This is a genomic window from Variovorax sp. RTB1 (assembly GCF_035018765.1).
In the GTDB taxonomy this organism is placed as follows: domain Bacteria; phylum Pseudomonadota; class Gammaproteobacteria; order Burkholderiales; family Burkholderiaceae_C; genus Variovorax.
Map to the genome: position 1 here is coordinate 1 of NZ_JASJXG010000030.1, position 25711 is coordinate 25711.

The following is a 25711-nucleotide window of genomic DNA, read 5'->3' on the forward strand; positions in this document are numbered from 1 at the left end:
GACCTCGTGCGCGCGGACGGAGGAATGCTGCTGCGAGTGTTCGCCAATCTCTTGGAAAACGCGATTCGGCACAGTGCGCCCGGGGACACCATTCGGGCGAGCTGCAACTTCGAGGAAGGAGTGGAGGCTGTGGTGATCATTCAGGACGAAGGTACCGGCATGGCGCCGGGCGTGCTGGACGCGTTGCTCGACCGCGAGCCGCAGGGCCTAACCGAAGGTGCGAAGCTCTCAGCGTCTGAACGAGACATTCAAGCGGCTCACAACATGACGTCACGCGACGCCAGGACGCACGGCTTCGGATTCGCGATGGTCAGACAAGTTGTGGCCGCGCATGGAGGCTGGATTACTGGCAGCAGCACTGTTGGAGAAGGTACGACTTTCGCAATCGGCTTCCCAGTGGTGCGCGCTCAAAAGAATGTTGAGTGATTGGGGCACCTCGTCCTGAACTGACCCCCAGAAGTTGGACAAACTTCGAAGGCCGAGTGCCAACGCTTTTGAGCCGCTGGTACGTTGACGCCACTCAAGATCGATTTAATTGGAGGGCGCCGTGACCCTGCCGCTCGCATCCCCTTGGCCAGGCGATGGGCGGCCCATGTTGCCAAGTGAATTTACCCGGATGTTATTTACTCTTGAATTTAACCCGGATAGAATTCACGGCATGGACCTTGTCATGCCACTCACCCACACCGCTTTCCTGGACGGGCGCCGCCTCGCTGCCGGTCCCCTGCACGAAGTCGCCGTGGCAGTGCTGCGCGCGCAGCAGGCGCAGCCCGAGGGGCATCCGTTGATCTTCAGCAATGCCAGCGGTCAGTCGGCCGACCTTGACCTGCGCGGTGGCGAGCAAGCCGTTGCGGCGCGTTACACCGTGGCTGCGCCGGTCCAAGCGCCCAAGGGTCGCGGTCGCCCCAAGCTTGGCGTGGTCGCGCGGGAAGTGACGCTGCTGCCAGAACACTGGGACTGGCTTGCCGCGCAACCGAGCGGCGCCTCAGTGGCCTTGCGTAAGCTCGTGCACGAAGCGCGGCGCAACGGCGGCGAACGGGACCGGACGCGCCAAGCGCGCGACCGCGCGTATCACGCCATGTCCACACTGGCCGGCAGCCTGGCCGGCTTCGAGGAAGCATCGCGGGCATTGTTTGCCGGTGACCACGAGCGGCTGGTGACGCAGATGGCCTCATGGCCAGACGACGTGCAGGCGTACGTGCTGGAACTCGCCGAACCTGCACCCGGCTAAGCCGGGCCTCTTTCCCATTTTTGCAATCAACGCGCGGCTCCTGGCCGCTGCGCTGCGGGCATACGCACGCCCGCAATCCACCAGAGCCCTCATGAACACGCGAGACACGACAACCCCCGACGGACCGGCGCCCGCTCTGCGCGCGCACTACCTCACTCTGCTGAAGCCTTTGATCCTGACGCACATGCTGCAAAGCACGGGCGGACTGCTCGATGGCTTCTGGCTCGGGCATCTGCTGGGCGTGCGTGGTATCGCGACAGCTGCGTCGTTCTTTCCCGTGTTCTTCTTGCTGCTCTCGCTGATCATCGGACTGGGGGCCGGCTCGACCATCCTTGCGGGACAAGCATGGGGGGCACGCGATGTTGCGCAGGTGCGCCGGGTCGGTGCGACGGCCTTTCTGACTTCCCTTGGTATGGGGCTTGCGGTCTCGGTGGCCGGTGCATGGTCTTCGCCGTGGTTGATGCGAGCACTCGGCACACCGCCAGAAATCTTGCCGACGGCGATCGGCTATGCGCGCGCCATGTTTCTGGTGATGCCCTTTGTATTCGTTGTGTGGGCGGGCCTGTCCCTGAGTCGTGGCACCGGCGACGCGCTCTCACCTATGTGGGCCTTGCTGGCCGCGACGCTGGTTGGCGCGGTTTGCACACCGCTGCTCGTTGCAGGCACGCCCATGGGCGCGGCTGGCGTGGCAGTCTCAGCCCTCGTCGCACAGTTGGCCGCGCTAACCGTGTTGATACGGCACTGGCGTCTGCATGACCATCCGCTCGCCCCTGGCGCGGATTGGCAGGATTGGAAACCGAGTGCGACCATCGCCAGACGCATGTTGCGCATCGGCCTGCCGGCCTCCTTGCAGATGCTGGCGATGGCGCTTGCGGAGATCGTGCTGCTGAGCCTGGTGAACCGCCACGGGTCGAGCTCGACTGCCGCCTATGGCGCAGCGATGCAGGTCCTCAGCTGGGTGCAGTTCCCGGCAATGAGCCTGGGCATTGCCGCGGCGATCTTGAGCGCGCACGCAGTTGGGGCAGGACGACGCGATCGGCTGCCGGCGATCGTGAGCACGGGGTTGCGCTTGAACGCACTGGTGACCACGCTGTTCGTCGTCGCGGGGCACCTACTGGCGCCATTCGCGTTGCGCGTGTTCCTGGAGCCAGGCCCTGTCCTGGAGCAGGCAGTCGCCGTCGTGCGCACCGTGGCATGGGGTGTGGTGTTGCTTGGGTCGGGCAACGTCTTGGTGAGTGCCATGCGCGCGAGCGGCATCGCATTGGTGCCGGCGCTGCTGAGCATGGCTGCGATCGTTGGCATCGAATTGCCCGTTGCCGTGGCGCTGGAAGCGCGCTTCGGACTGGCAGGCATGTTCTGGGCCTGTCCTGTCGCGTTCCTGGCCATGCTGGTGCTGCACGGCCTCTACTACCGTCACAAGGAGAAAAAAGATGGACTCTTCCGCCAATCAAGCGTCGCGATCGGCGCGGCGGGCGATCGCGCGCCAGGCGCGTGACGCCTTCCCGCCCATGGGCATCTATGCCATCCGCGACCACGCGAGCGGTCACCTGCTGCTCGGCGCGAGCCGCAACGTGCACGCGGCGCTGAATCGTGCTCGCTTTGAATTGCGCATGGGTAAACATGCAGACCGCGTGCTGCAGGCCGAGTGGTATCGCAGCGGCGTCGAAGGACTCGACTTCCAAGTGCTGGAGCTCGTAAAGGAACGTGGCGATTCGGGCTTCGACTACGCGGGCGAACTGAAAGCGCTGGAGCAGCGCCATCGCGAACTGCAAGGGCTGGCGCCATGAGCGAAGAAGCCTTGCAGGCCTGCGTGGACCGGCACTTGGAGCACGCGGCGATGGTGTTCATGCTCGACGACAAACTTGGCACCCACCACGGCCTGTCGTGGGTCGACTTCGTGCTGCTGACAATGCTGGATGCCGCCGGCGGCGCGGTGCTCGCGACGGAACTCGCCCGCACCTTGCGCACGCCGGCCTCGCGCTTGCTCCAGCGACTGCTGCCCCTGGAAAAGATCGGGCTGGTGGAGCGCGCTGCCGATGGCGACTGCAAGCGCCGCATCACGTTGCGCCCGCAAGGCTGGCGACGGCTGCACGAGGCACGGGAAACGGCCGCGAACGCATGTGGAACCTGATGTCACCGTGGCACGTAGGCATCGTGGGGCGGGCCCGAGCTGAGACCTACTGAAGTAGATGCCAACGACCATCCGACGGATGTCAGACTTTGGCCAATCAACGCGCTGGCGAAACCGCAACCCGTCTGAAGCGGTCTTTCGACTTGATGCGCTGTATGACCGCTCCTGGCCCGACTCTGGCCGTTCAAGCAAACACCGCAGGCGCATTCTCGACAGCTCACCCATCTCAAAGTCCCGCAGCACCGCCTTGCGCAGTCCCCATTTCGACTTGCAAGACAGTCCCTTCCGGCAGCGCTCTCCAGTCGACCCATTCGCCAGGCGCAACCTGTTGGACCGGGCCGCCCTCTGCATCGGCATTGCGATCAGTCCCGGCGCGCGCGCACCGGATCTCGACAGTCCGGCCACCCAGCTTCACCGTCATTTCGAAACCCGGCCAATGCGCCGGAATCCGCGGTGTCACCGAGAGCCGGTCGCCACGCACATCGAGGCCGAGCAAGGTCTCGACCGCCGCACGGTGCAGCCAGGCCGCCGAGCCGGTGTACCAGCTCCATCCGCCGCGGCCGACGTAGGGCGCTGCGCCGTAGGTGTCGCCGGGCATCACGTAGGGTTCGAGTTCATAGACCCGCCCGCGCTCGGCATGTTTTGATCGATGGGCGGGGCTCAGGCCTTCGAAGCTGCGCCACGCTGCTTCGTGGTCGCCGCTCAGCGCCTGCGCCATCAGACCCCACACCGCGCCGTGCGAGTACTGGCCGCCGTTTTCGCGAACGCCCGGCGGATAGGCCTGGATGTAGCCGGGGTTGTTCTCCGACTTGGCGAACGGCGGCGCCAGCAGGCGCAACAGGCCGGCCGGCGCATCGAACAGATGTTCCTTCACGGAGGCCATTGCCGGCGCCGTGAAGCGCTCGCTCGACGCACCGGAAATCACCGACCACGCCTGCGCGATCAGGTCGATGCGGCACTCGTCGTTGGCCGATGAACCCAGTGCAGCGCCGTTGTCGAAGTAGGCACGGCGGAACCAGGCGCCGTCCCAGCCGGCATCGTGCAGGGCGGCGATCCAGCCGCGCCGTGCTTCTGCCCAGCGCGCCACGCGCTCGTGCTCGCCGCGCGCTTCAGCCAACGGCGAGAAGGCTGCGACCACACTGCAGAGAAACCAGCCGAGCCAGACCGATTCGCCGCGCCCTTCATTGCCGACGCGGTTCATGCCGTCGTTCCAGTCGCCGGTGCCCATGAGCGGCAGGCCGTGCGCGCCGACCGCCAGGCTGTGGTCGATGGCGCGCGCGCCGTGCTCGAACAGGCTGGCCGTCTGGCTGGAGATTTGCGGTGCGTAGTAGGCGTCTTCGGCGCCAGGCGGAATCGCCGGACCGTCGATGAAGGGGACTCGCTCGTCGAGCAGCGTCAGGTCGCCGGTGACTTCGGCGTAGTGCGCTGCGGCGTAAGGCAGCCACAGCAGGTCGTCGGAGAAATGCGTGCGCACGCCGGCACCGCCGGGCATGTGCCACCAATGCTGCACGTCGCCTTCGGGGAATTGCCGTGCTGCGTTGACGAGGATCTGCTCGCGCAGTCGCGCCGGATCGGTCACGGCGAAGGCCATCGCATCCTGCAGCTGATCCCGGAAGCCGAAGGCGCCTCCGGCCTGGTAGAAACCGGCCTTCGACCACAGGCGGCATCCCAGCGTCTGGTACGGCAGCCAACGATTGACCAGCGCATCGAGCAACGGGTCGGGCGTGCGCACCTGCAGGCGGCCGAGCAGGTCGTCCCAGAAAGCGCGCACTTGCGCCAGTGCCTGCAACGCGTCGCGTGCTTGCCAGCGCCTTGCCAGTTGCTGTGCGGCGTCCGCGCTCTCCGCATGACCGAGCACGAAGCTGAAGCGCGCGGTCTGCCCTGGCGCGAGCGTGAACTCGCCAGCGATGGCGGCACAGGCGTCGAGCCCGCTGCCGGCTCGCTGGCCGAGCATGTCTGGCAGTTCGACCATGCCGCGGCCGGCGAAGAATTCGCTGCGGTCGCAGGTCCATTGCAGCGGCGCCGACAAGCCGTCGAGTCCGGTGAGTTGCACGAATCCCGCACTGCCGCCGAAGCCTGCGCTCGACTCGCGCTGCAGCCCGAATACCGCGGCCTGGTCCTCCGGCTTCCATGTGTGAACGGTACGGCGCGCGCCGCGTGCGGCTCCGAGCTGCCACTCGACCATCGCCAGAGCGCGCAGGCGGCGCTGCCCGATGCCCTCATGCCGCACGCTCACATGCACGACTTTGACGGCGTCGTCGCGGTCCGCGAAGAAGGTCGTCTCCAGTACCAGGTTGTGATGCAGGCACTCGAACACGGTGTAGCCCTGGCCGTGTCGCACGCGATGCCGCGAAGCACCGGCGCCGCGGCCGGCGGGTGTCAGTGGGATCAGCTCGCGCGTGTCGACGTCCTGCAGCAGGTAGTGCTCGAAGGCCGGATCTTGCACCGGGTCGTTCGACCACGGCGTGACCTGGTTCATGCTGCTGTTGACCGCCCACGTGTAGCCGATGCCCGACTCCGACACTTGGAAGCCGAACGACGCGTTGGCGATCACGTTGATCCACGGCCGAGGCGTGCGCCGGTTCAAGTCGACCTCGAAGCAAAACTCGCCGGTGGCGGCATCGAACGCACCCTGCGGCACCGTCACCGATTCGGCCAATTGCGCGGCAGAGGGCAGTGCCGACAGCGCCACGCGCGCGGGCGGCGCGACGATCGACACCGATACCGCCGCGTCGCGCAACGCGGCCACCTGCACTTCGAGAGAGCGGCCATCGGCGGTGAAGACCACGCGCGCCAGGCTCGACAGCGCCGCCTTTTCCGAAGGCGCCACTTCATGGTCGCGCAGCAGATAGAAGCCGGCCGCATCGTTGCGCGGAAAGCTGTTCTGCGTCTGTTGCGCCACCCGGTCGCGCAAGGCTTCCATCTCGCGCTGCAGCGGCATCAGGTACGAATTGGGCTCGCTGTTGAGCACGACCAGGTCGCAGGCCACGCCCCCGAATCCCCACCAGGGTTGCGCCCGCAGCAGGGTGTTCACCAGCCGCATCCCCGTCACCGAATGGATGTGCACCAGCACGATCGGCTTGTCGCCCGAGATGCCGAAGCGCCAGATCTGATGCAAGTCGATCAGCCCGCGGTCGCTCATCACGCGCGGCGTTGTGTAGGTAAGGATGGTGGTGAGGTCCTGCAGCGCCAGGTTCTGTGCGGGGTCGATGCTGAGGTCGCGCAGTCGCACCTGCGCCAGCGTTGCGGCCATGCGCGTGGCACGCTCCACATGCATCGGTTGCAGGTAGCGGTCGATGCTCGGGAGAAGCGCTTCGACGTTCTCGTCGGCCGCGGTCGCAAAGGTCACGCGGGCCGTCGCACCGGCGGCGATCTCGAGCTTGACGCGCAGGCAGGCGATGGCGTCGAGCCCGTTGATCGGCTTGCCATCGGCCGTCATCGGTTGCGGGTCGAGCGCGGGCGTCGCTAGCGTGCGGTTGCGGCCGATGAAGGCGCGGCGATCGACCATGCAATCCACCGACAGGACATGCGCGTCGACCGATGCCACGAAGTGCGCCGCTGCCACCACGGCGTCGCCGTGAAGACGCGGCTTGCGCGACAGCAGCACGGCGCGCCAGGTCGGCTCCCAACGCGTCTCGACGAAGAGGTTGGTGAAGGCAGGATGGGTCTCGTCGGCCTTCGGGTTCGACAGTACCGGCTCGAAGTACGAGATCAGTTCGAGCGTGCGGCTCTCTGTGCCGGTGTTATGGATGGCGACGGTGCGCAGCTCGGTGTCGTCTTCGGGGCTGATGAGCACCGTGGTTCGCACGTGCAGGTCTTTGGTGCGGGCGTCGAACTGCACCTGATCGGCCAGGAAGCGGGCGCGGTAGTTCCAGCCTTCGCCGGGCGCGGGAAGGGCGGTGACAGACGTGAGTACCCGGTCGCCGACGTCGCGCAGGTAGAAGAACGTGCCGTAGCTGTCGCGCAGCGGGTCGTCGCGCCAGCGCGTCACGTTGAACGATCGCCAGCGGCTCACTCCGGCGCCATTGGCGCGCAGCGCGACGGTGTAGCGGCCGTTCGACAGCAGGTGCGTCGGCTGGAAACCGGGCGCCGACGGATCGACGACGCGTGGCTGGAACACCGGCAGCGCTTCGCCTTCGGCAGGTTCCGGCGGTGTGCGCGGATCGGCGCTGCCGATGATCTGCCGTGGCGTGCGCTCGTGCAGCAGCGACACATGGGCTTCGACCAGCGGCGCGCTGGCAAACCAGCGCCGCGGCGCGTCGTTGCGCAGCACGTTGCACAACGCCACCAAAGACATGCCCTGGTGGTGCGCCATGAAGTTGCGCACGACGCTGAGCGGCTCGCCTTCAGGCTGCCGCGACACGGTGAAATCGACCGCGTCGAAGAAGCCGCAGTCGCCGCGCGCACCGAGCGATTCGAGCAAGCGCAGGTTAGCCACCGCATCGGCCGGCGCCATCAACGCCGCCATCGCGCTCGCATAGGGCGCGACCACGCGGTCGGTCGGTGGCGTGCGGCGCAAGGCCAGGCGCGGCACACCAAAGGGCGAGTATTGGTAGGCCAGCGAGTGGTCCTGCGCGAAGTAGGCCGACTCGGACACGCCCCAGGGCAGCTTCTGCGCCTTGCCGTAAGCCTGTTGCTCCGTCACAGCTGCAGCGTTGGCGACCTGCAGCAGACCGTCGTCGGGCTCGGGCATGACGAGCGCCGGCATCAGGTACTCGAACATCGAGCCCGACCACGACTTGAGGCTGGCGCGCGCACCGACCGACAGGAAGGGGCGTCCGAGTGCCATCCAGTGGCGGCGCGGCACGTCGCCCTTGGCGATGGCCAGGAAGCTGAGCAAGCGCGACTCCGAAGCCAGCAGGTCGTAGTAGCTCTTGTCGAGCGCGTTGTCGTCGACCCGCAAGCCGATGTGGAACAGGTGGCGCTTGGCGTCGTACAGGCCTTGAAAATTCATGGCGGCGCACAGCGCCTCGCAGCGCTGGGCGATCGCTTCCAGCGAGTGCGCCGATGCAGCGCTGCCGGCAGCTCCGCCGGCATCCTCGTTTGCAAAGGTGCGGCAGGCTTGTGCCACAGCCAACAAGTGCCCCGCCATGTTGCCGCTGTCTACGCTCGACACATAGGTCGGAGGCATCGATCGCAACGTCTGCGTGTCGTACCAGTTGTAGAGGTGGCCCTGATGTTTGTCGAGCTTGTCGATGGCGTCGAGCGTGGCGCCCAGCCGCCCGACCAATGCCTGCGAATCGATCCAGCCGAACTCGCGTGCGCAGCAGGTCGCGAGCAGGTACATGCCGATGTTGGTCGGCGAGGTGCGGTGGGCGATGGTCGGCTGCGGTTCGAGTTGCAGGTTGTCCGGCGGCAAGTGGTTGTCTTCGGGGCCGACCACGCGCTCGAAGAAGCGCCATGTGTCGCGCGCCAGCGTGGCGAGGTAGTCGCGCTGGTCGTCGGTGACGGGGTGCGCCGCTTCGTTCGCATGCGGCACGCGGCTGCTCAGCCATGCGACCAGCGGCGCGCAGGCCCAGATCAAAAACAGCACCGGCGCGAGCAGCGGGTCGGCGCTCCAGTGCGACGCGACAGCCAGCGCCAGGCACAGCAAGCTGGCAAAGGTGCCGGCGCGCAAGAACGGCCCGGGGCTGTAACGCGCCTGAGCCTGCAACTGGTCGGCCGTCGTCCACTGCAGCAGATGCCGGCGGCTGACGGCGAGCCGCCAGAGCGCGCGCAGCGTGGCGTCGGCCAGCAGCTTGGTCTGCGCAAAGAGCTGTGTGAACTGCCATGCCGCGCCCGCGATGGCGCGAAGCAGTTCGGTCGAGCCGACGTCGAAGAAATGCTGGAGCTCGATGGAGCGCCGCGTCGGCACCAGACCTGCGAGCGCGCCGAGCAAGGGCCCCAGCGTGATGGCGAGCAGCACCACGCTCAATGCCAGGTTGAGCGGCAACGCGCCGGTGAAGATGACCCAGGCGAGCAGCGCTGCGGACATGGGCACGACCATGGCGCGGCGCAGGTTGTCGCACATCTTCCACTGGCCCAGCAGGTCGATGCCAAAGCGGCGCGGACGCAGCATGAGCGGCAGCAGTTGCCAGTCGCCGCGAGTCCATCGATGGATGCGCGAAGCCGCGACGCCGGCGTGGTGTGGATGGTCTTCGACGAGCACCAGGTCGCTGACCACCGCGCAACGCGCCACCGTTCCTTCGAGCAGGTCGTGGCTTAGCACCGCGCCTTCGGGCAGCCGGCGGTCGAGCGTGTCGTGTAGCGCGCGGACATGCAGCAGCCCCTTGCCCGTGAAGGAGCCGGTGCCGAACAAGTCCTGATAGACGTCCGACGCGCCACTGCTGTAAGGATCGATACCGCACTGGCCCGCGAACAACCAATGGAAAGCCGAGCGCTCGTTGCGCTCCGGAAATGGCGTGACGATGCGCGGTTGCAGGATGCCAAAGCCCGCGACGACGCGTCGCGTGGCCGCATCGATTTGCGGCGCGTTCAGCGGGTGCGCTGCGATCGACACCAGCTCGCACAGTGCGCCCGAAGGCAGGCCGGTGTCGCTGTCGAGCGTGACGACGTAAGGGATGTCGCGCATCAACTGAAGGCCGGGCGCCAGCGGGACAAAGCCGCTGCTGTCGCCCGCAGCGAGCCAGCGCATCAGCATCTCGAGCTTGCCGCGCTTGCGCTCCCAGCCGATCCAGCGGCGCTCGGTTTCGCTCCAGCTGCGCGGGCGATGTAGCAGCACGAAGCGTGGCGCTGCGTCGGGTGATGCCGCCGGAGGCACGGGATACCGGGCATTCAGCGATGCGATGCAGTGCAGTGCGTCGTCGAGCAAGGCTGCGTCTTCCGGCAGGCTTTGTTGCGAAGCATCTGCCCAGTCGGTCAGGAGTGCGAACTGCGCCTGCGCTTCTCGATTGGCCAGCCAGTGAAGCTCGAGCCGATGTGCGAGCCGCGCGTTGTTGCGGCTCGAGGTCAGCATCGCAGGCACCACGACCAGCACGCGATGCGCTGCCGGGATACCGCCCGTGAAATCGAGCCGCGGCAAGGGCTGCACGCGCGCGGATTCCGACACGATGCGGTGCATCAACGCGATCACCACTTCGGAAAGCGGCCACAGCATGAGCACGAGAGCGACGGTCGTCGTCCAGCCCGCATCGGGCCCGTCGGCGCCGTGCAATGCGCGCACCACAAGCGCCAGAAAAAGCGCCGTTCCGACTGCCACGACGCCGATGTACAGCGGCAACTTCCAGCCGCCGGAAAACTTCAAGCCGGCCGCGGGTGGCGCGTTTGTCTCCGCAGTTGCACCCTGGTTCGCAGGCCGCAGTGCAGCGATCAAAGCCGGGCGGCCGCGGCCGAACAGGAAGTAGCCGGCGGTGCGCTCCGCGTGCGCCCAGTGCGCATCGTCGGATTCCTCGATCAGCGGATTGGCCGGCGCGCTCGCGAGCTGCACCACGGCCAGCGCCACTTCGCGCTCGGGGCGCGCCGTGGTGCGCGCGACCTGCTCCATCGCATGCGTGATTTGCTGTCGCGTGAGTTCGCTTTCACGGCCATAGCTCGGCAACTCGCGCAGCACGCGAAGCGATCGGCTCACCGGCTCGATCAGGTCTGCCCATTCGACCTGCCCGATCATGCGCAGCGTCGTGATGATGTTGCCGACCGTCAGATTGGCCGCGGCCTGTTCTGCATGGGCATCGCCGATCAACGCGGGGCCGTTGGTGCAGTGGTGCGCGGTCCAGCGGACCAGCGCCGGCGGCGTCTCGCCCTGCTCGACCGGCAGCCGTTGCCACAGCTGCGTGAGGTAGCTGGCGGCCAGGCCTCGGCTCAGCAACGCCGCGTGGATGGCATCGAGGTCTTGCTCGGAGAGCGACGGCGCGGCATCCCACGCGGCGTGCGCAACTTCGCGCCCCACCTTGGCTGCGGCGATGGTCTCGGCGACGCGGCGCAGGTTTTCGAGCAACACCACGCGCAGCGTCGTCGGTAACGCCCACAGCTCGCCCAGCGTGAGTTCGTCGACCTCCTGGTACGCGTTGAGAAACGCGGTGAAAAGCTCGTTGTTGAGCACGCTGTCGGTGTGCGCCACGTAGGCCCAGGCAATGCCATAGACACGCGGCAGACCGGCCAGCGGTTGCGCCGCCAGCTTGGGCAGCCGCGCGTAGTAGCTGCGCGGAACGCCTTCGCGAATTTGCTGGAGCTGCGCCTCGACCAGATGAAAGTTGTCGAGTAGCCACTCGGCCGCCGGCGACACGTAGCGGCCGCTGCGGGAGGTCAGCGCGATGTAGTCGAAGGCCTGACGCAGCGATTCGAGGTTGCGGTCGACCCTTGGGAAGAACGGTGCGGTGCCTGCAGCGTTGGTCTCGTCGTCGATGACCTGTGCGCGGGCAAGACTGCGTCCGTGTTGCTCCAGACGTTGCGTGCCGAACAGTTCCGCACGCACCGGCAGCTCGACCGGCTCGGGCGGTCTCGACAGAAGCTCAAGAGCGTATTCGCTGAGCGAATCGAAGCGGTAAAAGACGGGCGCGGCGCTCACTCACATGTCAGGCGAGGGCCAGCAGTCCGAGCGCAATGACGAAGGCCAGAAAAGCAACGGTCACGATCCGGCCGGCAGCCATGGCGTGAAACCGCTGCAAGCCGCTCCGCAACGTGAACATGGGGCCGCGCGCTCTTGCGCAGTCCCGCATGTGAAGTGCCAGCGCATCGAAATCGCTGCTCACGAAGTCGCCTTGGCTTGCATGCGAAACGGCAGAAGATCGAGGCGAAGACATAGCAAGGTTTCCTGTGAACGACCAGAGCGCCGACGCGGTTTGCAACATTGCAATCCGGCTGCCGTGTGACCAAATTTCAGTTTGATCCTGAACCTGACGCTCCATGCCCCCCGATCGGCGAATGATTGCGTAGGAGGGCGCGCACAACGTGATCAGCCGGTGTTGCGAAGGCCGGCCGCCACGCCGTTGATCGAGATGTGAATGCCACGCTGGAGCCGCTCACCGCCTTCGCCGGCACGGTAACGCCGCATCAGTTCGACCTGCAGATGGTGCAGCGGGTCGATGTACGGAAAGCGGTGGCGCACCGAGCGCTGCATGTCGGCGTTGCCTTCGAGTCGCTGCTTGGCGCCGGTGATGAGCGTGAGCGCGTCCGAGGTGCGATGCCACTCGGTCTCGATCATCGAAAACACCTTCTGCCGCAGCTTGCGATCGGCCACCAGCTCGGCGTAGCGCGACGCCAGCGCGAGGTCGCTCTTGGCCAGCACCATGTCCATGTTCGACAGCAGCGTCCTGAAGAACGGCCACTGCGCGTACATGCGCTGCAGCAGCGCTTGCCGCTCCTTGCGCTCGGCAGGTTTGCCGTCACCCAGGAACTGCTCGATCGCCGAGCCGAAGCCATACCAGCCCGGCAGTGTGAGCCGGCACTGGCCCCAGCTGAAACTCCACGGTACTGCGCGCAGGTCTTCTATCTTGTGGCTCGGGTTGCGCGACGCTGGCCTCGATCCGATGTTGAGTTCTGCGATCTCGCGAATGGGCGTGGCGCCGAAGAAATAGTCGCCGAAACCTGGAGTTTCATAAACCAGCTTGCGATAAGCGGCCATGCTCGCGACCGACAGCGCCTCGGCGGCTGCAACGAAGGGCGCTGGCGCTGCCTTGGCGACAGGCAACATCGTGGCTTCCAGTGTGGCGGCGACCAGCGTCTCCAGGTTGCGTCGGCCGATCTCGCGGTTGGCGTATTTGGAGCCGATCACTTCGCCTTGTTCCGTGAGGCGAATCTGGCCGCGCACCGTGCCTGGTGGCTGCGCCAGGATGGCGTCGTAGCTCGGACCGCCGCCGCGTCCGACGGTGCCGCCGCGGCCGTGGAACATGCGCAGCCGGATCGGCTCCGTCTTGCCCTTGTTCAACTCGTCGAACAGGGCTACCAGTGCCAGGCCGGCGCGGTACAGCTCCCAGTTGCTGGTGAAGATGCCGCCGTCCTTGTTGCTGTCGCTGTAGCCCAGCATCACGTCCTGCTCCGCACCTGACCGCTGCACCAGCGCGGCAATGCCCGGCAGCGCATAGAAGGCCCGCATGATCGGCGCGGCGTTGCGCAGGTCCTCGATGGTTTCGAACAGCGGCACGACGATGAGGTCGTTGGTGGCGTCCTTGTCCATGGCGCCGCGCAGCAGGCCGACTTCTTTTTGCAGCAGCAGCGCTTCGAGCAGGTCGCTGACCGTTTCGGTGTGGCTCACGATGTAGTGGCGAATAGCGGCATTGCCGTAGCGCGCGCGTGAAGTACGCGCCGCTGCAAAGATCGCGAGTTCGCTTTGGGCCAGCGGCGAATACGCCGCATCTGGCACGCGCAACGGGCGTGCGTCGTCGAGCAGTTTCAGCAGCAGCGTTTGCTTGGCGTCTTCGGCCAGCGCGGCGTAGGCCGGTTCCATGCGCGCGGTGGCGAGCAGTTCGGCGACCACGGCTTCGTGCTTGTCGGAACTCTGGCGCAAGTCGACCGTTGCCAGGTGAAAGCCGAACACCTCGACCGCGCGAATCAGCGGGCTCAGGCGCTGAGCGGCGAGCACCGCGCCATGCTTTTCGATGAGCGAATCCTCGATGGTGCGCAGGTCGGCCAGAAACTGTTCAGCATGCGTGTACGGGTTTTGCGGCGCCACGGCATGGCGTGCGGCCTCGCCTCCGGTCAGGTCACGCAAGGTGGCGGCGAGGCGCGAGTACACGCCCGTCAACGCACGGCGATAGGGCTCGTCGTGCCGATGCTCGTTGGCATCGGGCGAGCGCTCGGCCAAGGCCTGCATCTCGACCGACACATCGATCAGCGTGGCCGACAAAGACAGCTCGCCGCCGAGAAAATGCACCTCGGTCAGGTAGTGGCGCAGTGCCAGTTCGGACTGGCGTTTCAGCGCGTATTCGAGCGTGTCGGCGGTGACGTTCGGGTTGCCGTCGCGGTCGCCACCGATCCATTGGCCCATGCGCAGGAACGGCGCAATGCCGCGCTGGCCCAGGGCGCGTTCGAGGTCGGCGTAGACACGGGGAATTTCGCGCAGGAATGTCGCTTCGTAATAACTCAGCGCGTTTTCGATTTCATCGGCCACCGTCAGCTTCGAAAATCGCAGCAGTCGCGTCTGCCAGAGCTGCGTCACGCGGGTGCGCATCTGTTCCTCGTTCTCGGCGTACTCGATCGGTGTGAGCGCGTCTTTCTTGCCGATGAACGCGTAGTGGCGCTGCTGGATCTCGTCGCGTGCGGTCAAGAGCAGAGCGATGGCGCGTTCGGCGTCCAGGATGCTCTTGCGCTGCACTTCGGTCGGGTGCGCGGTGAGCACTGGCGACACGTAGCTGTGGGCCAGCGTTTCGACAATGGCTGCGGGCGAGATGCCGGCTTTTCGGATGCGGGCTAGCGCCATCGGCAGCGTGCCGGACGCGCTTTCGCCGGCGCGATCGGCCTCGGTGCGACGGCGAATCTGATGCCGGTCTTCGGCGAGGTTGGCAAGGTGACTGAAGTAGGTGAAGGCGCGAATCACACGCACTGTTTCGGACGCGCTCAAGCCCTTGAGCAGGTTCTTCAACGCGCGGTCGGCCTGGTGATCGGCGTCGCGCCGGAAGGCGACCGAAAGCGTGCGGATCTTTTCGACCAGCGCGTAGGTTTCTTCGCCTTCCTGCTCGCGGATCACGTCGCCGAGGATGCGGCCGAGCAAGCGGATGTCATCGACCAGTGGCTGGTCTTCGCTCGGCCTGCGCTTTGTCACTGCAACGGGCGCTGCTGATTTGCTTGTCGTCTTGCTTGTTGTTTTCAACGGTCTCTTCTCCTGGTCTTTCCTCGTCTTGGCGGGATTGCCGTAAGCGCTTTCAACGCGCCGAAAGACATGGCCATCGGCGTTGCTGCAGCGCAACATGCTAGCATTCCGCGGGTCATATTCACCAGTGGAAAACGCCTGTGAGCAACATCGTGATCGCCACGCGCGAAAGCCGTCTGGCACTCTGGCAAGCCGAACACGTCAAGGCACTGCTGCAAGAAAGAGGCCACACGGTCAGCCTGTTCGGCATGACCACCCGTGGCGACCAGATCCTCGACCGTTCGTTGAGCAAGATCGGCGGCAAGGGTTTGTTCGTGAAGGAACTCGAAACCGCGCTGGAAGAGGGCACAGCCGACATCGCCGTGCACTCGCTCAAGGATGTGCCGATGGACCTGCCGCTCGGCTTCGCGCTGGCCTGCGTGCTGGAACGCGAAGACCCACGCGATGCGCTGGTCTCGCCGCGCTACGCATCGCTGGAAGCCCTGCCGCACGGCGCCGTGGTCGGCACATCGAGCTTGCGCCGCGTCGTGTTGTTGCGCGCGCTGCGGCCCGACATTCGCATCGAACCGCTGCGCGGCAACCTCGACACCCGGTTGCGCAAGCTCGACGAGGGTCAGTACGACGCGATCATCCTGGCTGCGGCGGGATTGATACGGCTGGGGCTCCAAGACCGGATTCGCATTGCCTTCGAGCCCGACGTCATGCTGCCGGCCGCCGGGCAGGGTGCGCTCGGCATCGAGATTCGCGCAGACCGTGAAGACCTGATCACGGCACTGGCGCCCTTGGGGCACCGCTCCGACTGGCTCGCCACGGCGGCCGAACGCGCCGTCAGCCGCTCGATGGGCGGCAGCTGCTCGATGCCACTCGCGGCGCATGCCCGCTGGCAGCGGGGCGGGGGCTTGCGCATCGATGCGGCCTGGGGCGATCCGGAGGGCAGCGCCTCGCTGGTCGCGGTCCATGCGGAAGCCGAGGCCGGCGACCTCGACGCTGCGGCGGCGTTGGGCAACCGGGCCGCTGTGCTGCTGCGTGCGGCCGGCGCGCACTGAAGGCACACCGCCATGAGTGCGACGCGCGTCATCGTCACGCGGCCGGCGCGGGAAGCCACTCGATGGGTCGATGACCTGCGCAACGCGGGGCTCGATGCCGTGGCGTTGCCGCTGATAGACATCGCGCCGGTGGCCGACTTCGAGCCCTTGCGCGCAGCATGGGCGCGGGCCGCGGGCTACGCCGCGGTGATGTTCGTCAGTGCCAACGCGGTGGAAGAGTTCTTCCGTCTGCGACCGGGCGAGGTGCCGGTGACGCTGCGCTGCTGGGCGACCGGCCCCGGCACCGCACGCGCGCTGCGTAACGCAGGGGTAGCGTCAGGTGCCATCGATGCGCCGGATGCGGCCACCAGCAATTTTGATTCTGAAGCGCTTTGGGCTCTGGTGCGCCCACAGGTAACGCCGGGCGCGCGCTTGCTGATCGTTCGCGGCGGCGATGCGGCCGGTAATGCCGCAGGACGCGATTGGTTGGCGCACGAGATCGAAATGGCGCAGGCGTCTTACGACACCGTGGTGGCCTACCGTCGCTTGCCACCAGCATTCGACAGCGCTGCGCTGGCCATCGCTGCCGACGGCGCGGAGGGCGGCGCGATCTGGCTCTTCAGCAGCTCGGAAGCGATCGGCAATCTGCGACGCGCGTTGCCGAATACTTTATGGGGCAAGGCGCTTGCGGTCGCGACGCACGCGCGCATCGCTGAGGCGGCGAGGGCAACGGGTTTTGGCACGGTCGTGCTCTCTCAACCGCTCAAAGAAGCGCTGGTCGCCTCGATAGAATCGTTGGCATGAGCGCTGCCCTCCCGTCGGACGATCTTTCGCCAGAGCCGATAGCGCCTATCGCCCAACCTGCATCTGCGCCGGCAACGGTTCGTGCCCCGCTCGGTGTCTCACCTTCTATCGCGGCTGCGATGCTGTCCCGCATCGTCGTTGGCTTGCTCGCCATCGTGGCGCTTCTCGCGCTCGTGCTCTGTATCGTGCTGTGGCAAAAAGTCAGCGGCATGCAGGAGCAACTGGCGCGTCAAAGCGCCGATGCCTTGATGCAAGCGGCCGAAGCGCGCGCGCTGGCCCGGCAAGCGCAAGAGACGGTGCGCGACACGGCCGCTCGCCTCGCGCTCACAGAAACGCGTGTCGGCGAAGTTGCTCTGCAGCGCTCGCAACTCGAAGACCTGATGCAGAGCCTGTCGCGCTCGCGCGACGAGAACCTGGTCGTCGACATCGAATCCGCCGTGCGGCTGGCACTGCAGCAGGCGGAAGTCACGGGCAATACCGAGCCTTTGCTCGCCGCGTTGAAGGCCGGCGATCTGCGCATCACGCGCGCTGCGCAACCGCGGCTCGCGCCGTTGCAACGCGCGATGCAGCGCGATGCCGACCGCATTCGCAGCACTGCGAGTACCGACAGCGGCGAGGCCCTGCGCAAGCTCGACGACCTGACGCGCGGCGTCGACGATCTGCCGACGGTCAACGCGGTCGCGATGCGTGGGGCGGGCGCCAATCCATGGGAGGCCGAACCTGTGCCGACGGACGCGCCCTGGTGGCAACGCGCGCTGCTGATCGCGCGAAGCGAGGCGCGGTCGTTGCTGCGCGTCGGGCGCATCGAGCGACCGGAGTCCGTGCTGCTCGCACCCGACCAGACCTTTTTCTTGCGCGAAAACCTGAAGCTCAAGTTGCTCAATGTCAGGTTGGCGTTGATGTCGCGCCAGGTCGACAACGCCCGCACCGAGCTGGGCACGGTATCGGCCACGCTGAACCGGTACTTCGACCCCGCGTCGCGCCGTACGCAGGCCGCGGCAACGCTGGTGCAGCAGCTGCAGGCGCAGGTCAAGTCGACCGAGCCGCCGCGCATCGACGACACGCTGGCGGCCATCGCGACCGCCGCAGCAGGACGCTGAACTGCCGATGCGTGCTGCTCTTTGGCTTCTGGCGCTTTTCGGCATTGCGGCGGCCGTGGCGCTGTTCGCGGGCAACAACCAGGGCACGATCACCGTCTTCTGGCCGCCATGGCGAGTCGACCTGTCGCTGAACCTTGTGCTGCTGCTTCTGGTGGCCGCCTTCATGCTGCTGCACCTCGCGTTGCGCGGCCTGTCGGCTTTGTTCTCGTTGCCGGTGCAGGCGCGGCAATGGCGGATGCAGCAAAAAGAGCGAGCCCTTTATGGCGCCCTGCTCGACGCTCTGGCGCAGTTGATTGCCGGTCGGTTCTCGCGCGCCCGCAAGGCGGCGCAAGCAGCATTGATGCAGGAAAAGACACTTGCCGCGCTCGACGCCCGGCTACCTCAGGCGCAGCAAGTGAGGGTGCTGTCGCATCTTCTGGCGGCAGAGAGCGCCCAAGCCCTGCAAGACCGGCCCGCCCGCGACGCACATTTGCAGCAGGCGTTGAACGAAAGTGTCGATCGCAATGCGTTGCCGGCACCCGAGACGCGCGAAGGTGTCCAGTTGCGCGCCGCGCGGTGGGCACTTGAAGACCGCGACGCGCCGGCGGCGCTGGCGCGGCTCGAGGAGTTGCCCCAAGGCGCGCAGCGGCGCACCCTGGCGCTGCGCTTGCGGCTCAAGGCGGCGCGCCTCGACCGGCGCACGCTCGAGGCTCTCGAGACAGCGCGGCTATTGGCCAAGCACCGGGCGTTTTCAAATGCAGCGGCGGAGAGCATCGTGCGCGGCCTGGCGACCGAGTTGCTCTCCAGTGCGCACGATCCGGCGCAGCTCATTAGCGCCTGGGGGCAACTGGAGCCCTCCGAGCGAGAAATGCCCGAGGTTGCGATCCATGGTGCTCAGCGCATGGCGCTGTTGCGCGGCGACCTCGCCATTGCCCGAGGCTGGTTGTTGCCGGCCTGGACCCGAATGGTCGAACAGCCGCAGAGCGTGGGCGACAGTCTGCGCGTGAAGCTGGCTCGCGCTCTGGAAGCGGGGCTGGACTCTGTTGACGCGGAATGGCTCGCGCGCATCGAATTGGCGCAGCGCAACAACCCGCGCGACCCGAACCTGCAGTACCTCGCGGGCATGGCCTGCATGAAGCGGCAGCTTTGGGGCAAGGCCCAACAATTGCTGACGCAAGCCGGCAATGGCCTGCAGGACGCAGGCCTTTACAGGCGCTCCTGGCAGGCACTCGCAACCCTCGCTGAGGCGCGTGACGACACCGATCAGGCAACCGTGGCGTGGAAACGCGCTGCGCAGACAGAAACGCCCTGATCGCACCAGACTTTTTCAGAGCGCGTTGCTATTTATTCGATAGCTAGAAAACGTGACTGGAAAAGGGCAAAAGCGAGATTTTGTGGATTTTTGCAATTAGTGCAAAAGTTCACGTTTCTCCATCAAACGATGTACACCCCGAAACAACTTGAGGTTTTGGCGTTACGTGATGTACAGTCGTAACTGTTTGCAAAAGTATTCATTTTTACTGCGATTTCGGGGGTCCGGATTGAAACGAATTTACACATCTGTCGCGTTGGCGGCGTCTGGCCTGGTACTCCTTACGGTGTCGGGTTGCGCCGCGATTGGACCTGGCTATGAATCGACCAGCAGCGCCGTGCGTGAGGTCAAAGACAATGCAGCCAAGGCCAATGCGGCAAGTGGTGGAGTGGTCAATCCTGATCTGCCACCCGAAGGCTCTGTCTCGGAGATCAATCCTGAGCTTCTGCGTACGCTGACTTCATCGCGCCGTACAACGCTTCCTCAGGACGTCGCAAAACTGCTCGGCGAACCCGAGGTCTACCGCCTCGGTCCCGGCGATGTCGTTGGCATCACCGTTTTCGACCATCCAGAAATCATTTCGAGTGCGATTCCTGCAACGACCGTGGCTGACCCCGCCAGCGTCTCGCCGGCACCGGGTTTTATCGTGTCCAACACCGGGCAACTGAGCTTTCCGTACGCCGGCACCCTCAAGGTGGCGGGGATGACGGTGCAGGAACTCGAAGACGTTGTCACCAAACGACTGCAGCGCGTGTTCAAGGAGCCGCAAGTCAACGTTCGCGTTCAAGCGTTTCGTAGCAAGCGCGCCTATGTCGAAGGCGAAGTGCGTGTTCCGGGCCTGCAAGTTTTTACCGACATTCCGATGACTTTGCCTGAAGCCATCAGCCGTGCTGGTGGCATTACGCCGACAGGAGACCGGTCTTTCGTGACACTGACCCGCGATGGTGTAACAACGTCGATCGACTTGATGGGTATGGCTGAGGTGGGTGTTGACCCCACGCGAATTCCGCTGCGCAGCGGCGACATGGTGACCGTGCGCAACCGTGAAGACAGCAAGATTTCCGTGATGGGCGAGGTGTTGCGCCCAGCCGCCGTGCTGATGCGAAATGGTCGTTTGAGCCTGAACGACGCACTGAGCGAAGTCGGAGGCGTCGACTTGGGTACGGCCAATCCGCGTCAGATCTACGTGGTCCGCAACCTTCCAAAAGGCGGACAGGCGATCTTCCATCTCGATGCACGCAACGCATTGGCGTTGGCGATGGCCGATGGCTTCGCCTTGCAACCCAAGGACGTCGTCTTTGTCGACCCGGTCGAGTTGGTGCGCTGGAGTCGCATCGTCAATTTGATCCTGCCGTCGGCGCAGGGCGCGAATCTGGTTCGCGGAACCTACAAGTAACAGGTTCAGGTCGCGCAACAACAACCCCATGTGGAACATCCTCATCGTGTGCACCGGAAACATCTGTCGCAGTCCCATGGCCGAAGGCCTGATGGCTGCTGCCTTGCCCGGGCGCGACGTGAGTTCGGCCGGCCTGGGTGCGTTGGTCGGCTATCCGGCGGACCCGGTAGCTAAAGAGTTGATGCGCGAGAAGGGCATCGACATCGACGCGCACAGGGCGCGCCAAATCAGCCTCGACATGTGCCAGCGTGCCGACGTGATTCTTGTCATGGAGCGCAACCAGCGGCGTGCCATGCACGAGCGCTATCCGTTCACCAACGGAAAAGTTTTTCAGATGGCCGGACAGAACGGGCAGGACGTGCCTGATCCGTACCGCCGACCACGCGAAGTGTTTCAAGCATCTCTCGCGCAAATAGAAGCCGGTGCCCGGCATTGGGTCCAACGCATTACAAAAGCATCCAGCCGATGAACTCCACACTCACCTCCCATTCGACGCTGACTCCGTCCAGCACCTCCAGCCGTGGCGATGACGACGACGTCGATCTTGGTCACTACCTGGACATTCTGCTTGCCAACAAGTGGCTGGTGGCAGCCATCACTGCGGTGGTGCTTGCCATCGGCGTCGCGTACGCCTTGTTGAGTCAGCCTATCTACGAGTCGAACCTGCTGATCCAGGTCGAAGAAGAGAACAACAACGCCAACAAGAGCTTCCTGGGCGAGGCCAATGCGCAGTTCGACGTGAAAACTCCGGCCAGCGCCGAGATCGAAATCTTGCGCTCACGAATGATCGTCGGCCAGGCGGTGGAGGCGACCAAGCTGTATGTCGACGCCTATCCGCGCTATGCGCCGCTGATTGGTGGATGGCTGTCGCGTCACGCGACGCAACTTTCTAACCCGGGCTTCCTCGGTTTTGGCGGCTACGTGTCGGGAACCGAAAAGATCGTTGTCTCACGCTTCGAGGTGCCGCCTTCTCTGGAGCCAAGCGAGTTCATCCTGACGGCCAAGGGCGACGGCGCCTACACGCTGGAACACAAGGGCTGGAGCGAAGTGCTGACCGGCAAGGTCGGAGCACTGCTGAAGGCCGACACGCCACAAGGCCCGATCGAGTTCACCGTCGCGGAGTTGCTGGGCAAAGCCGGCGCGCAGTTCCGCGTGATTCGTTTGTCTAAGCAAGCCACCATCGAGACATTACAGTCTCGACTGGTGCTGGCCGAAAAGGGCAAGCAAACGAGCGTGATCAGCGCGACGCTGCAAGATCCTGATCCCATCAAGGTCACGCAAATCCTGAACGCGATCGGCAGCCAGTACGTTCGCCAGAATATCGAGCGCAAAGCGGCCGAAGCGCAAAAGACGCTGGCATTCCTGGATGTTCAACTGCCGCAGTACAAGCGCCAGCTCGAGGAGTCCGAGCAGCTCTACAACAGCTATCGCAACCAGAAGGGCACCGTCGCATTCGACGAAGAAGCCAAGCTGGTGCTGGCAACCGCCGTCGACCGTCAGACCAAGCTGCTCGAGGCGCAGCAACGTCGTCGTGAACTCGAAGCGCGCTTCACGTCCAATCACCCGCTGGTCCAGACTCTCGATGCGCAGGTGGCAGCGCTCAGCCGCGACATCAACGATGTCCAGGGACGCATCAAGGCGTTGCCGGGCATTCAGCAAGATGCCGTTCGCATGCAACGCGACGTGACCGTCAACACGACGCTCTATCAATCCCTGCTCAATCAGGCGCTGCAACTGCGTTTGGTCAAAGAAGGCAAGGTCGGCAACGTGCGACTGCTCGACAGTGCGACCGTGCCGGATTCGCCAGTCAAGCCACAGCGCAGCATGATCGTGCTCATCGCTCTGGTGCTGGGCCTGTTCCTCGGCATCCTGGCTGCCTTCATCCGAAATGCATTGGTCGAGCAACGCATTCGTGACCCGCATGAATTGGAAATGAACATCGGACTGCCGGTTTTCTCGAGCATTCCTTTGAGCCCGGCACAAAAGGGCATCGCGCAACGTCGACTGACCGGTGCGACCGGCGTCAGGTTGCTCGCCATCGAGCGGCCGGACGATCTGGCGATCGAAAGCCTGCGCAGTCTCCGCACCGCCATGCAGTTCGCGATGCTCGAGTCGCCCAACAACCGGGTGATGATTACCGGCGCGACACCTGGCGTCGGCAAGAGCTTCGTCACCGCAAACTTCGCGGCGCTGATGGCCGCAGCGGGTAAACGCACGCTGCTGATCGACGCCGATCTGCGCCGTGGACACATCCATCAGTACATGGGTCTGCAGCGCCACGGCGGCCTCTCTGAACTCATCGCCGGCAGCTTGACGATTCAGCAGACTGTTCACAAGCAGGTCATTCCAAATCTCGACTTGCTGGCGACCGGGCAACTGCCGCCTAACCCGGGTGAACTGCTGCTGTCCGACTCGTTCAACACGATTCTTGAAAAGCTCTCCGAGCAGTACGACCTGGTGATCATCGATACGCCGCCGGTGCTGGTGGCAGCCGATACCGCCGCAGTGGCGACGCATGCAGGCACGGTGCTGCTGGTGGCCCGTGCGCACACCTCGACAATGGGCGAGTTGAAGGAGGCCACGCGCCGGCTGGCGCTGGGCGGCAAGGCGGCCAACGGCGTTTTGCTGAATGCGATCGAACCGAGCCGGCAAGGTTATGGGGCCTACAAGTACGGACGCTACCGGTACACCAACTACAACTACGAGAGCATCCTTCCAGAGGAGCAATAAAAAAGGGCCGCAAGGCCCTTTTTCATTGTCTGGTGTCTTTGTCGATATTGCGGTGCAATCGTCGGCGTTGACCAGGTCGCCTGGTCGATCAGCTCGCCCGACAGGTGCGCAGGTCGCGATCGAACTTCGCAAGCACCGCGTCTTTGGCGATGCACGTTTCAGCGTAGTGCCGCGCCTTCACGCCCATCTCGCGTCGCAGCTCGGGCTGCCCCGCCAGCCACTCGATGCGGTCGGCCAACGCCTTGGCGTCGTCCGGTGGTACGAGCGCGCCACATTGCATGACGACCTTCCCCAGTTCGGTCTCGGCATGCGCGGTGGCGATGACCGCGCGACCGCTGCTCAACATGCCGGTGAGCTTGGAAGGCATCACGAGATCGGCAGCGTCGGCGCGTTGCGGCAACAGGTGAATGTCGGCAAGGCCCAACAGATCGCCGAGCCGCTCGAGCGGCTGCAGTTCGATGAACTTGACATTCGGAAGTCCGCTGCAGCGTTGCATCAGGTCAGCGCGCCCCGAGCCGTTGCCGCACAGCACGAACACGATACCGGGCACGGCTTTCAAATGGCTGGCTGCTTCGGACAGCACTTCCAGGCCTTGCTTGCCGCCCATGTTTCCCGAGTAGAGCGCCACTATCGCGTCGTCGGGAATGCCGAGCTCCGCGCGGTACGGGCTAGAGTGGGTCAACGGTCGAATCGCCGAAACATCGACCCAGTTCGGCAGCGAGACAAGCCGTGATGAATCGACGCCCTTGTCGCTTGCGCGCTGGAGCATCCGCTCGGAAATGGTCGACACACGATCGAAGCGACGCATCAGCCAGCGCTCACCGCCCATGACCATACGCCGCACCCACTGGCCTTTGAGAAGACCAAGGTCGAACGCGGCGTCGACTTCATAGTCCTGGATGTGCAGCCATGCTTTGGCTGAAACGAGTCGTGCGAAGGCGACGGCGGCCGGTGCGCAAAAAAGGGGGGGTTCGGCCAGCCAGACCACGTCGGGTCGCCAGCGCCATTGCGCCAGCAACGACGGAATGCTGGCCAGCGCGAAGCTGGCGAGATGAATTACGCGCGTCAGCCCGGTCGGCTTGCGTGGAACCCAAACCGGCGCACGGAACACGGTCACGCCTTGCCATATCTCACTGCTGTACCGGCCAGCGTGATAGCCGGGCCATACCGCCCATTTTGGATAATAGGGAGGTGCGGTGACAACCCGCACCTCGTGGCCCGCAGCCGCCAACCAGGCGGCCATCTCCGCTGAATACTTGCCGATGCCGGTTAATTCAGGTGCGAAGTTGATTCCATAAACCAGGATCTTCACCGAGAAGCGCCTTCAGCGGGCGGACGCGCCAGAGTGTGGCCCGTGAGGCGCGATAACTCGGCAATCATTGAATTCTTGTCGTTAAGGTGGGCGGTGGCACGCTCAAGTTCCATCACCTTCGCACCAACCAGAAACCGATACCAAAACCCTTGAAGTGCGTGATAAACCAAGCCGGAACGGCCGTCGAGAAACCCGAGCTGAAAAACATAACGCCAGATGAAATAAGCAGGGGCGCTGACCGTGAAGGGGATGCGGTTGTACACACGCTCCTTGATCCAGCGCTTGGCCGACGCCTGCGTCGATGCACTGTCTTTGCTCATGCCGTCGTCGTGCGGGAACAGGTTATGCCGCTGATTGAGGACTTCGATGGCTTCGCGCGTCGCGTACTTATTGTGCTTCTGCGTGAAGAAACTCAGGTCATTCAGGTTGTCGTCCGCAAAACTGCCATCGAATGTTTCGGTGCGGCCACCGCGAACGAGCACGTGTTCGTCCATCCAGCGATCTTCGACGCGGCCCAGACCACGACGCCATATGCGAAGCAGCACGAGCGGATAGCGGCCGCCGTGTCGCACCCAGCGGCCCATGAAGATGTGCTTTCGCTTCAGGTTGATGCCGACGACTTCTTTGGGCAGGTGTGGAAGCTTCCTCGCGATCTCGGCCGAGAGATCTGCCTCGATCACTTCGTCGGCGTCGAGCCGCATGATCCAGTCGGCGGTGATTGGCGCGTGGTCGAGCGCCCATTGAAACTGGCGCGCCTGATTGACGAACGGATGAAACAGCACAGTGGCGCCGTGCTGTCCTGCGATTTCAGTTGTGCGATCGGTTGATCCGGAATCGATGACGAACACCTCGCTCGCAATACCCGCCACGCTTTTCAGGGCGCGCTCGATGTGCTGCTCTTCGTTGTGCGTGAGCACGACCACGCACAACCCCAAAGGCGCTGTCATT

At 64.9% G+C, this 25711-nt stretch carries 17 protein-coding genes; 12 read left to right on the forward strand and 5 right to left on the reverse strand.

All coding sequences use genetic code 11. The annotated features are described in order from the left end of the window. The 5 genes from QN397_RS17535 to QN397_RS17555 form a co-directional block, all read left to right on the forward strand. Positions 1–426: ATP-binding protein (locus QN397_RS17535; RefSeq protein ID WP_323496709.1), on the forward strand; the 426-nt coding region annotated here is incomplete at its 5' end. A 244-nt stretch (positions 427–670) separates the two neighbouring features. Further along, positions 671–1231 (forward strand): DUF2239 family protein, encoded by a 561-nt coding sequence (locus tag QN397_RS17540; RefSeq protein WP_323496708.1) that lies wholly within the window; start codon positions 671–673, stop codon positions 1229–1231. A gap of 91 nt (positions 1232–1322) precedes the next feature. Further along, positions 1323–2726: an MATE family efflux transporter gene (locus tag QN397_RS17545; RefSeq protein ID WP_323496707.1), complete on the forward strand. Its 1404-nt coding sequence runs from the start codon at positions 1323–1325 to the stop codon at positions 2724–2726. Positions 2727–2739: 13 nt separating this feature from the next. After that, a complete protein-coding gene (locus tag QN397_RS17550) occupies positions 2740–3018 on the forward strand; it encodes a GIY-YIG nuclease family protein (protein WP_323501538.1) in 279 nt (92 codons plus the stop codon). Further along, complete coding sequence (locus tag QN397_RS17555) at positions 3015–3362, forward strand: hypothetical protein (protein ID WP_323496705.1); 348 nt, start codon at positions 3015–3017, stop codon at positions 3360–3362. Before QN397_RS17550 ends, QN397_RS17555 begins: the two co-directional genes overlap by 4 nt. Positions 3363–3588: 226 nt before the next feature. On the opposite strand, the gene QN397_RS17560 is transcribed toward QN397_RS17555, so the two are convergent. The 3 genes from QN397_RS17560 to ppc are packed head-to-tail and all read right to left on the reverse strand — an operon-like array spanning position 3589 to position 15204. Beyond that, positions 3589–11865: a GH36-type glycosyl hydrolase domain-containing protein gene (locus QN397_RS17560; RefSeq protein WP_323496704.1), complete on the reverse strand. Its 8277-nt coding sequence runs from the start codon at positions 11863–11865 to the stop codon at positions 3589–3591. Positions 11866–11872: 7 nt separating this feature from the next. Then, entirely contained in the window at positions 11873–12205 is a 333-nt protein-coding gene (locus QN397_RS17565) for a hypothetical protein (protein WP_323501539.1), read from the reverse strand. A gap of 47 nt (positions 12206–12252) precedes the next feature. After that, positions 12253–15204: a phosphoenolpyruvate carboxylase gene (gene ppc, locus QN397_RS17570; RefSeq protein ID WP_416352169.1), complete on the reverse strand. Its 2952-nt coding sequence runs from the start codon at positions 15202–15204 to the stop codon at positions 12253–12255. A 41-nt stretch (positions 15205–15245) separates the two neighbouring features. Between ppc and hemC the strand changes: the two genes are divergently transcribed. From hemC to QN397_RS17605, 7 genes are all read left to right on the forward strand, one after another. After that, positions 15246–16151 carry a hydroxymethylbilane synthase gene (gene hemC, locus QN397_RS17575; protein WP_323496702.1) on the forward strand — a complete coding sequence of 302 codons (906 nt, stop codon included), beginning with the start codon at positions 15246–15248 and terminating at the stop codon, positions 16149–16151. A gap of 12 nt (positions 16152–16163) precedes the next feature. Continuing rightward, complete coding sequence (locus tag QN397_RS17580; protein ID WP_323496701.1) at positions 16164–16934, forward strand: uroporphyrinogen-III synthase; 771 nt, start codon at positions 16164–16166, stop codon at positions 16932–16934. Then, the gene (locus tag QN397_RS17585; RefSeq protein ID WP_323496700.1) at positions 16931–18034 is read left to right on the forward strand and encodes a uroporphyrinogen-III C-methyltransferase; all 1104 of its coding nucleotides are present in this window, start codon (positions 16931–16933) and stop codon (positions 18032–18034) included. Before QN397_RS17580 ends, QN397_RS17585 begins: the two co-directional genes overlap by 4 nt. Before the next feature lie 7 nt (positions 18035–18041). Then, positions 18042–19325: a heme biosynthesis protein HemY gene (locus tag QN397_RS17590; protein WP_323496699.1), complete on the forward strand. Its 1284-nt coding sequence runs from the start codon at positions 18042–18044 to the stop codon at positions 19323–19325. A 229-nt stretch (positions 19326–19554) separates the two neighbouring features. Further along, the gene (locus tag QN397_RS17595; RefSeq protein ID WP_323501540.1) at positions 19555–20721 is read left to right on the forward strand and encodes a polysaccharide biosynthesis/export family protein; all 1167 of its coding nucleotides are present in this window, start codon (positions 19555–19557) and stop codon (positions 20719–20721) included. A gap of 28 nt (positions 20722–20749) precedes the next feature. Next, positions 20750–21190 carry a low molecular weight protein-tyrosine-phosphatase gene (locus tag QN397_RS17600; protein ID WP_323496698.1) on the forward strand — a complete coding sequence of 147 codons (441 nt, stop codon included), beginning with the start codon at positions 20750–20752 and terminating at the stop codon, positions 21188–21190. Continuing rightward, positions 21187–23451 (forward strand): polysaccharide biosynthesis tyrosine autokinase, encoded by a 2265-nt coding sequence (locus QN397_RS17605; protein WP_323496697.1) that lies wholly within the window; start codon positions 21187–21189, stop codon positions 23449–23451. The genes QN397_RS17600 and QN397_RS17605 overlap by 4 nt, the downstream gene beginning before the upstream one ends. Positions 23452–23539: 88 nt before the next feature. On the opposite strand, the gene QN397_RS17610 is transcribed toward QN397_RS17605, so the two are convergent. Further along, positions 23540–24763 carry a glycosyltransferase WbuB gene (locus QN397_RS17610; protein ID WP_323496696.1) on the reverse strand — a complete coding sequence of 408 codons (1224 nt, stop codon included), beginning with the start codon at positions 24761–24763 and terminating at the stop codon, positions 23540–23542. Then, a complete protein-coding gene (locus QN397_RS17615; protein WP_323496695.1) occupies positions 24760–25710 on the reverse strand; it encodes a glycosyltransferase family 2 protein in 951 nt (316 codons plus the stop codon). The genes QN397_RS17610 and QN397_RS17615 overlap by 4 nt, the downstream gene beginning before the upstream one ends. Position 25711: the final 1 nt, after the last annotated feature.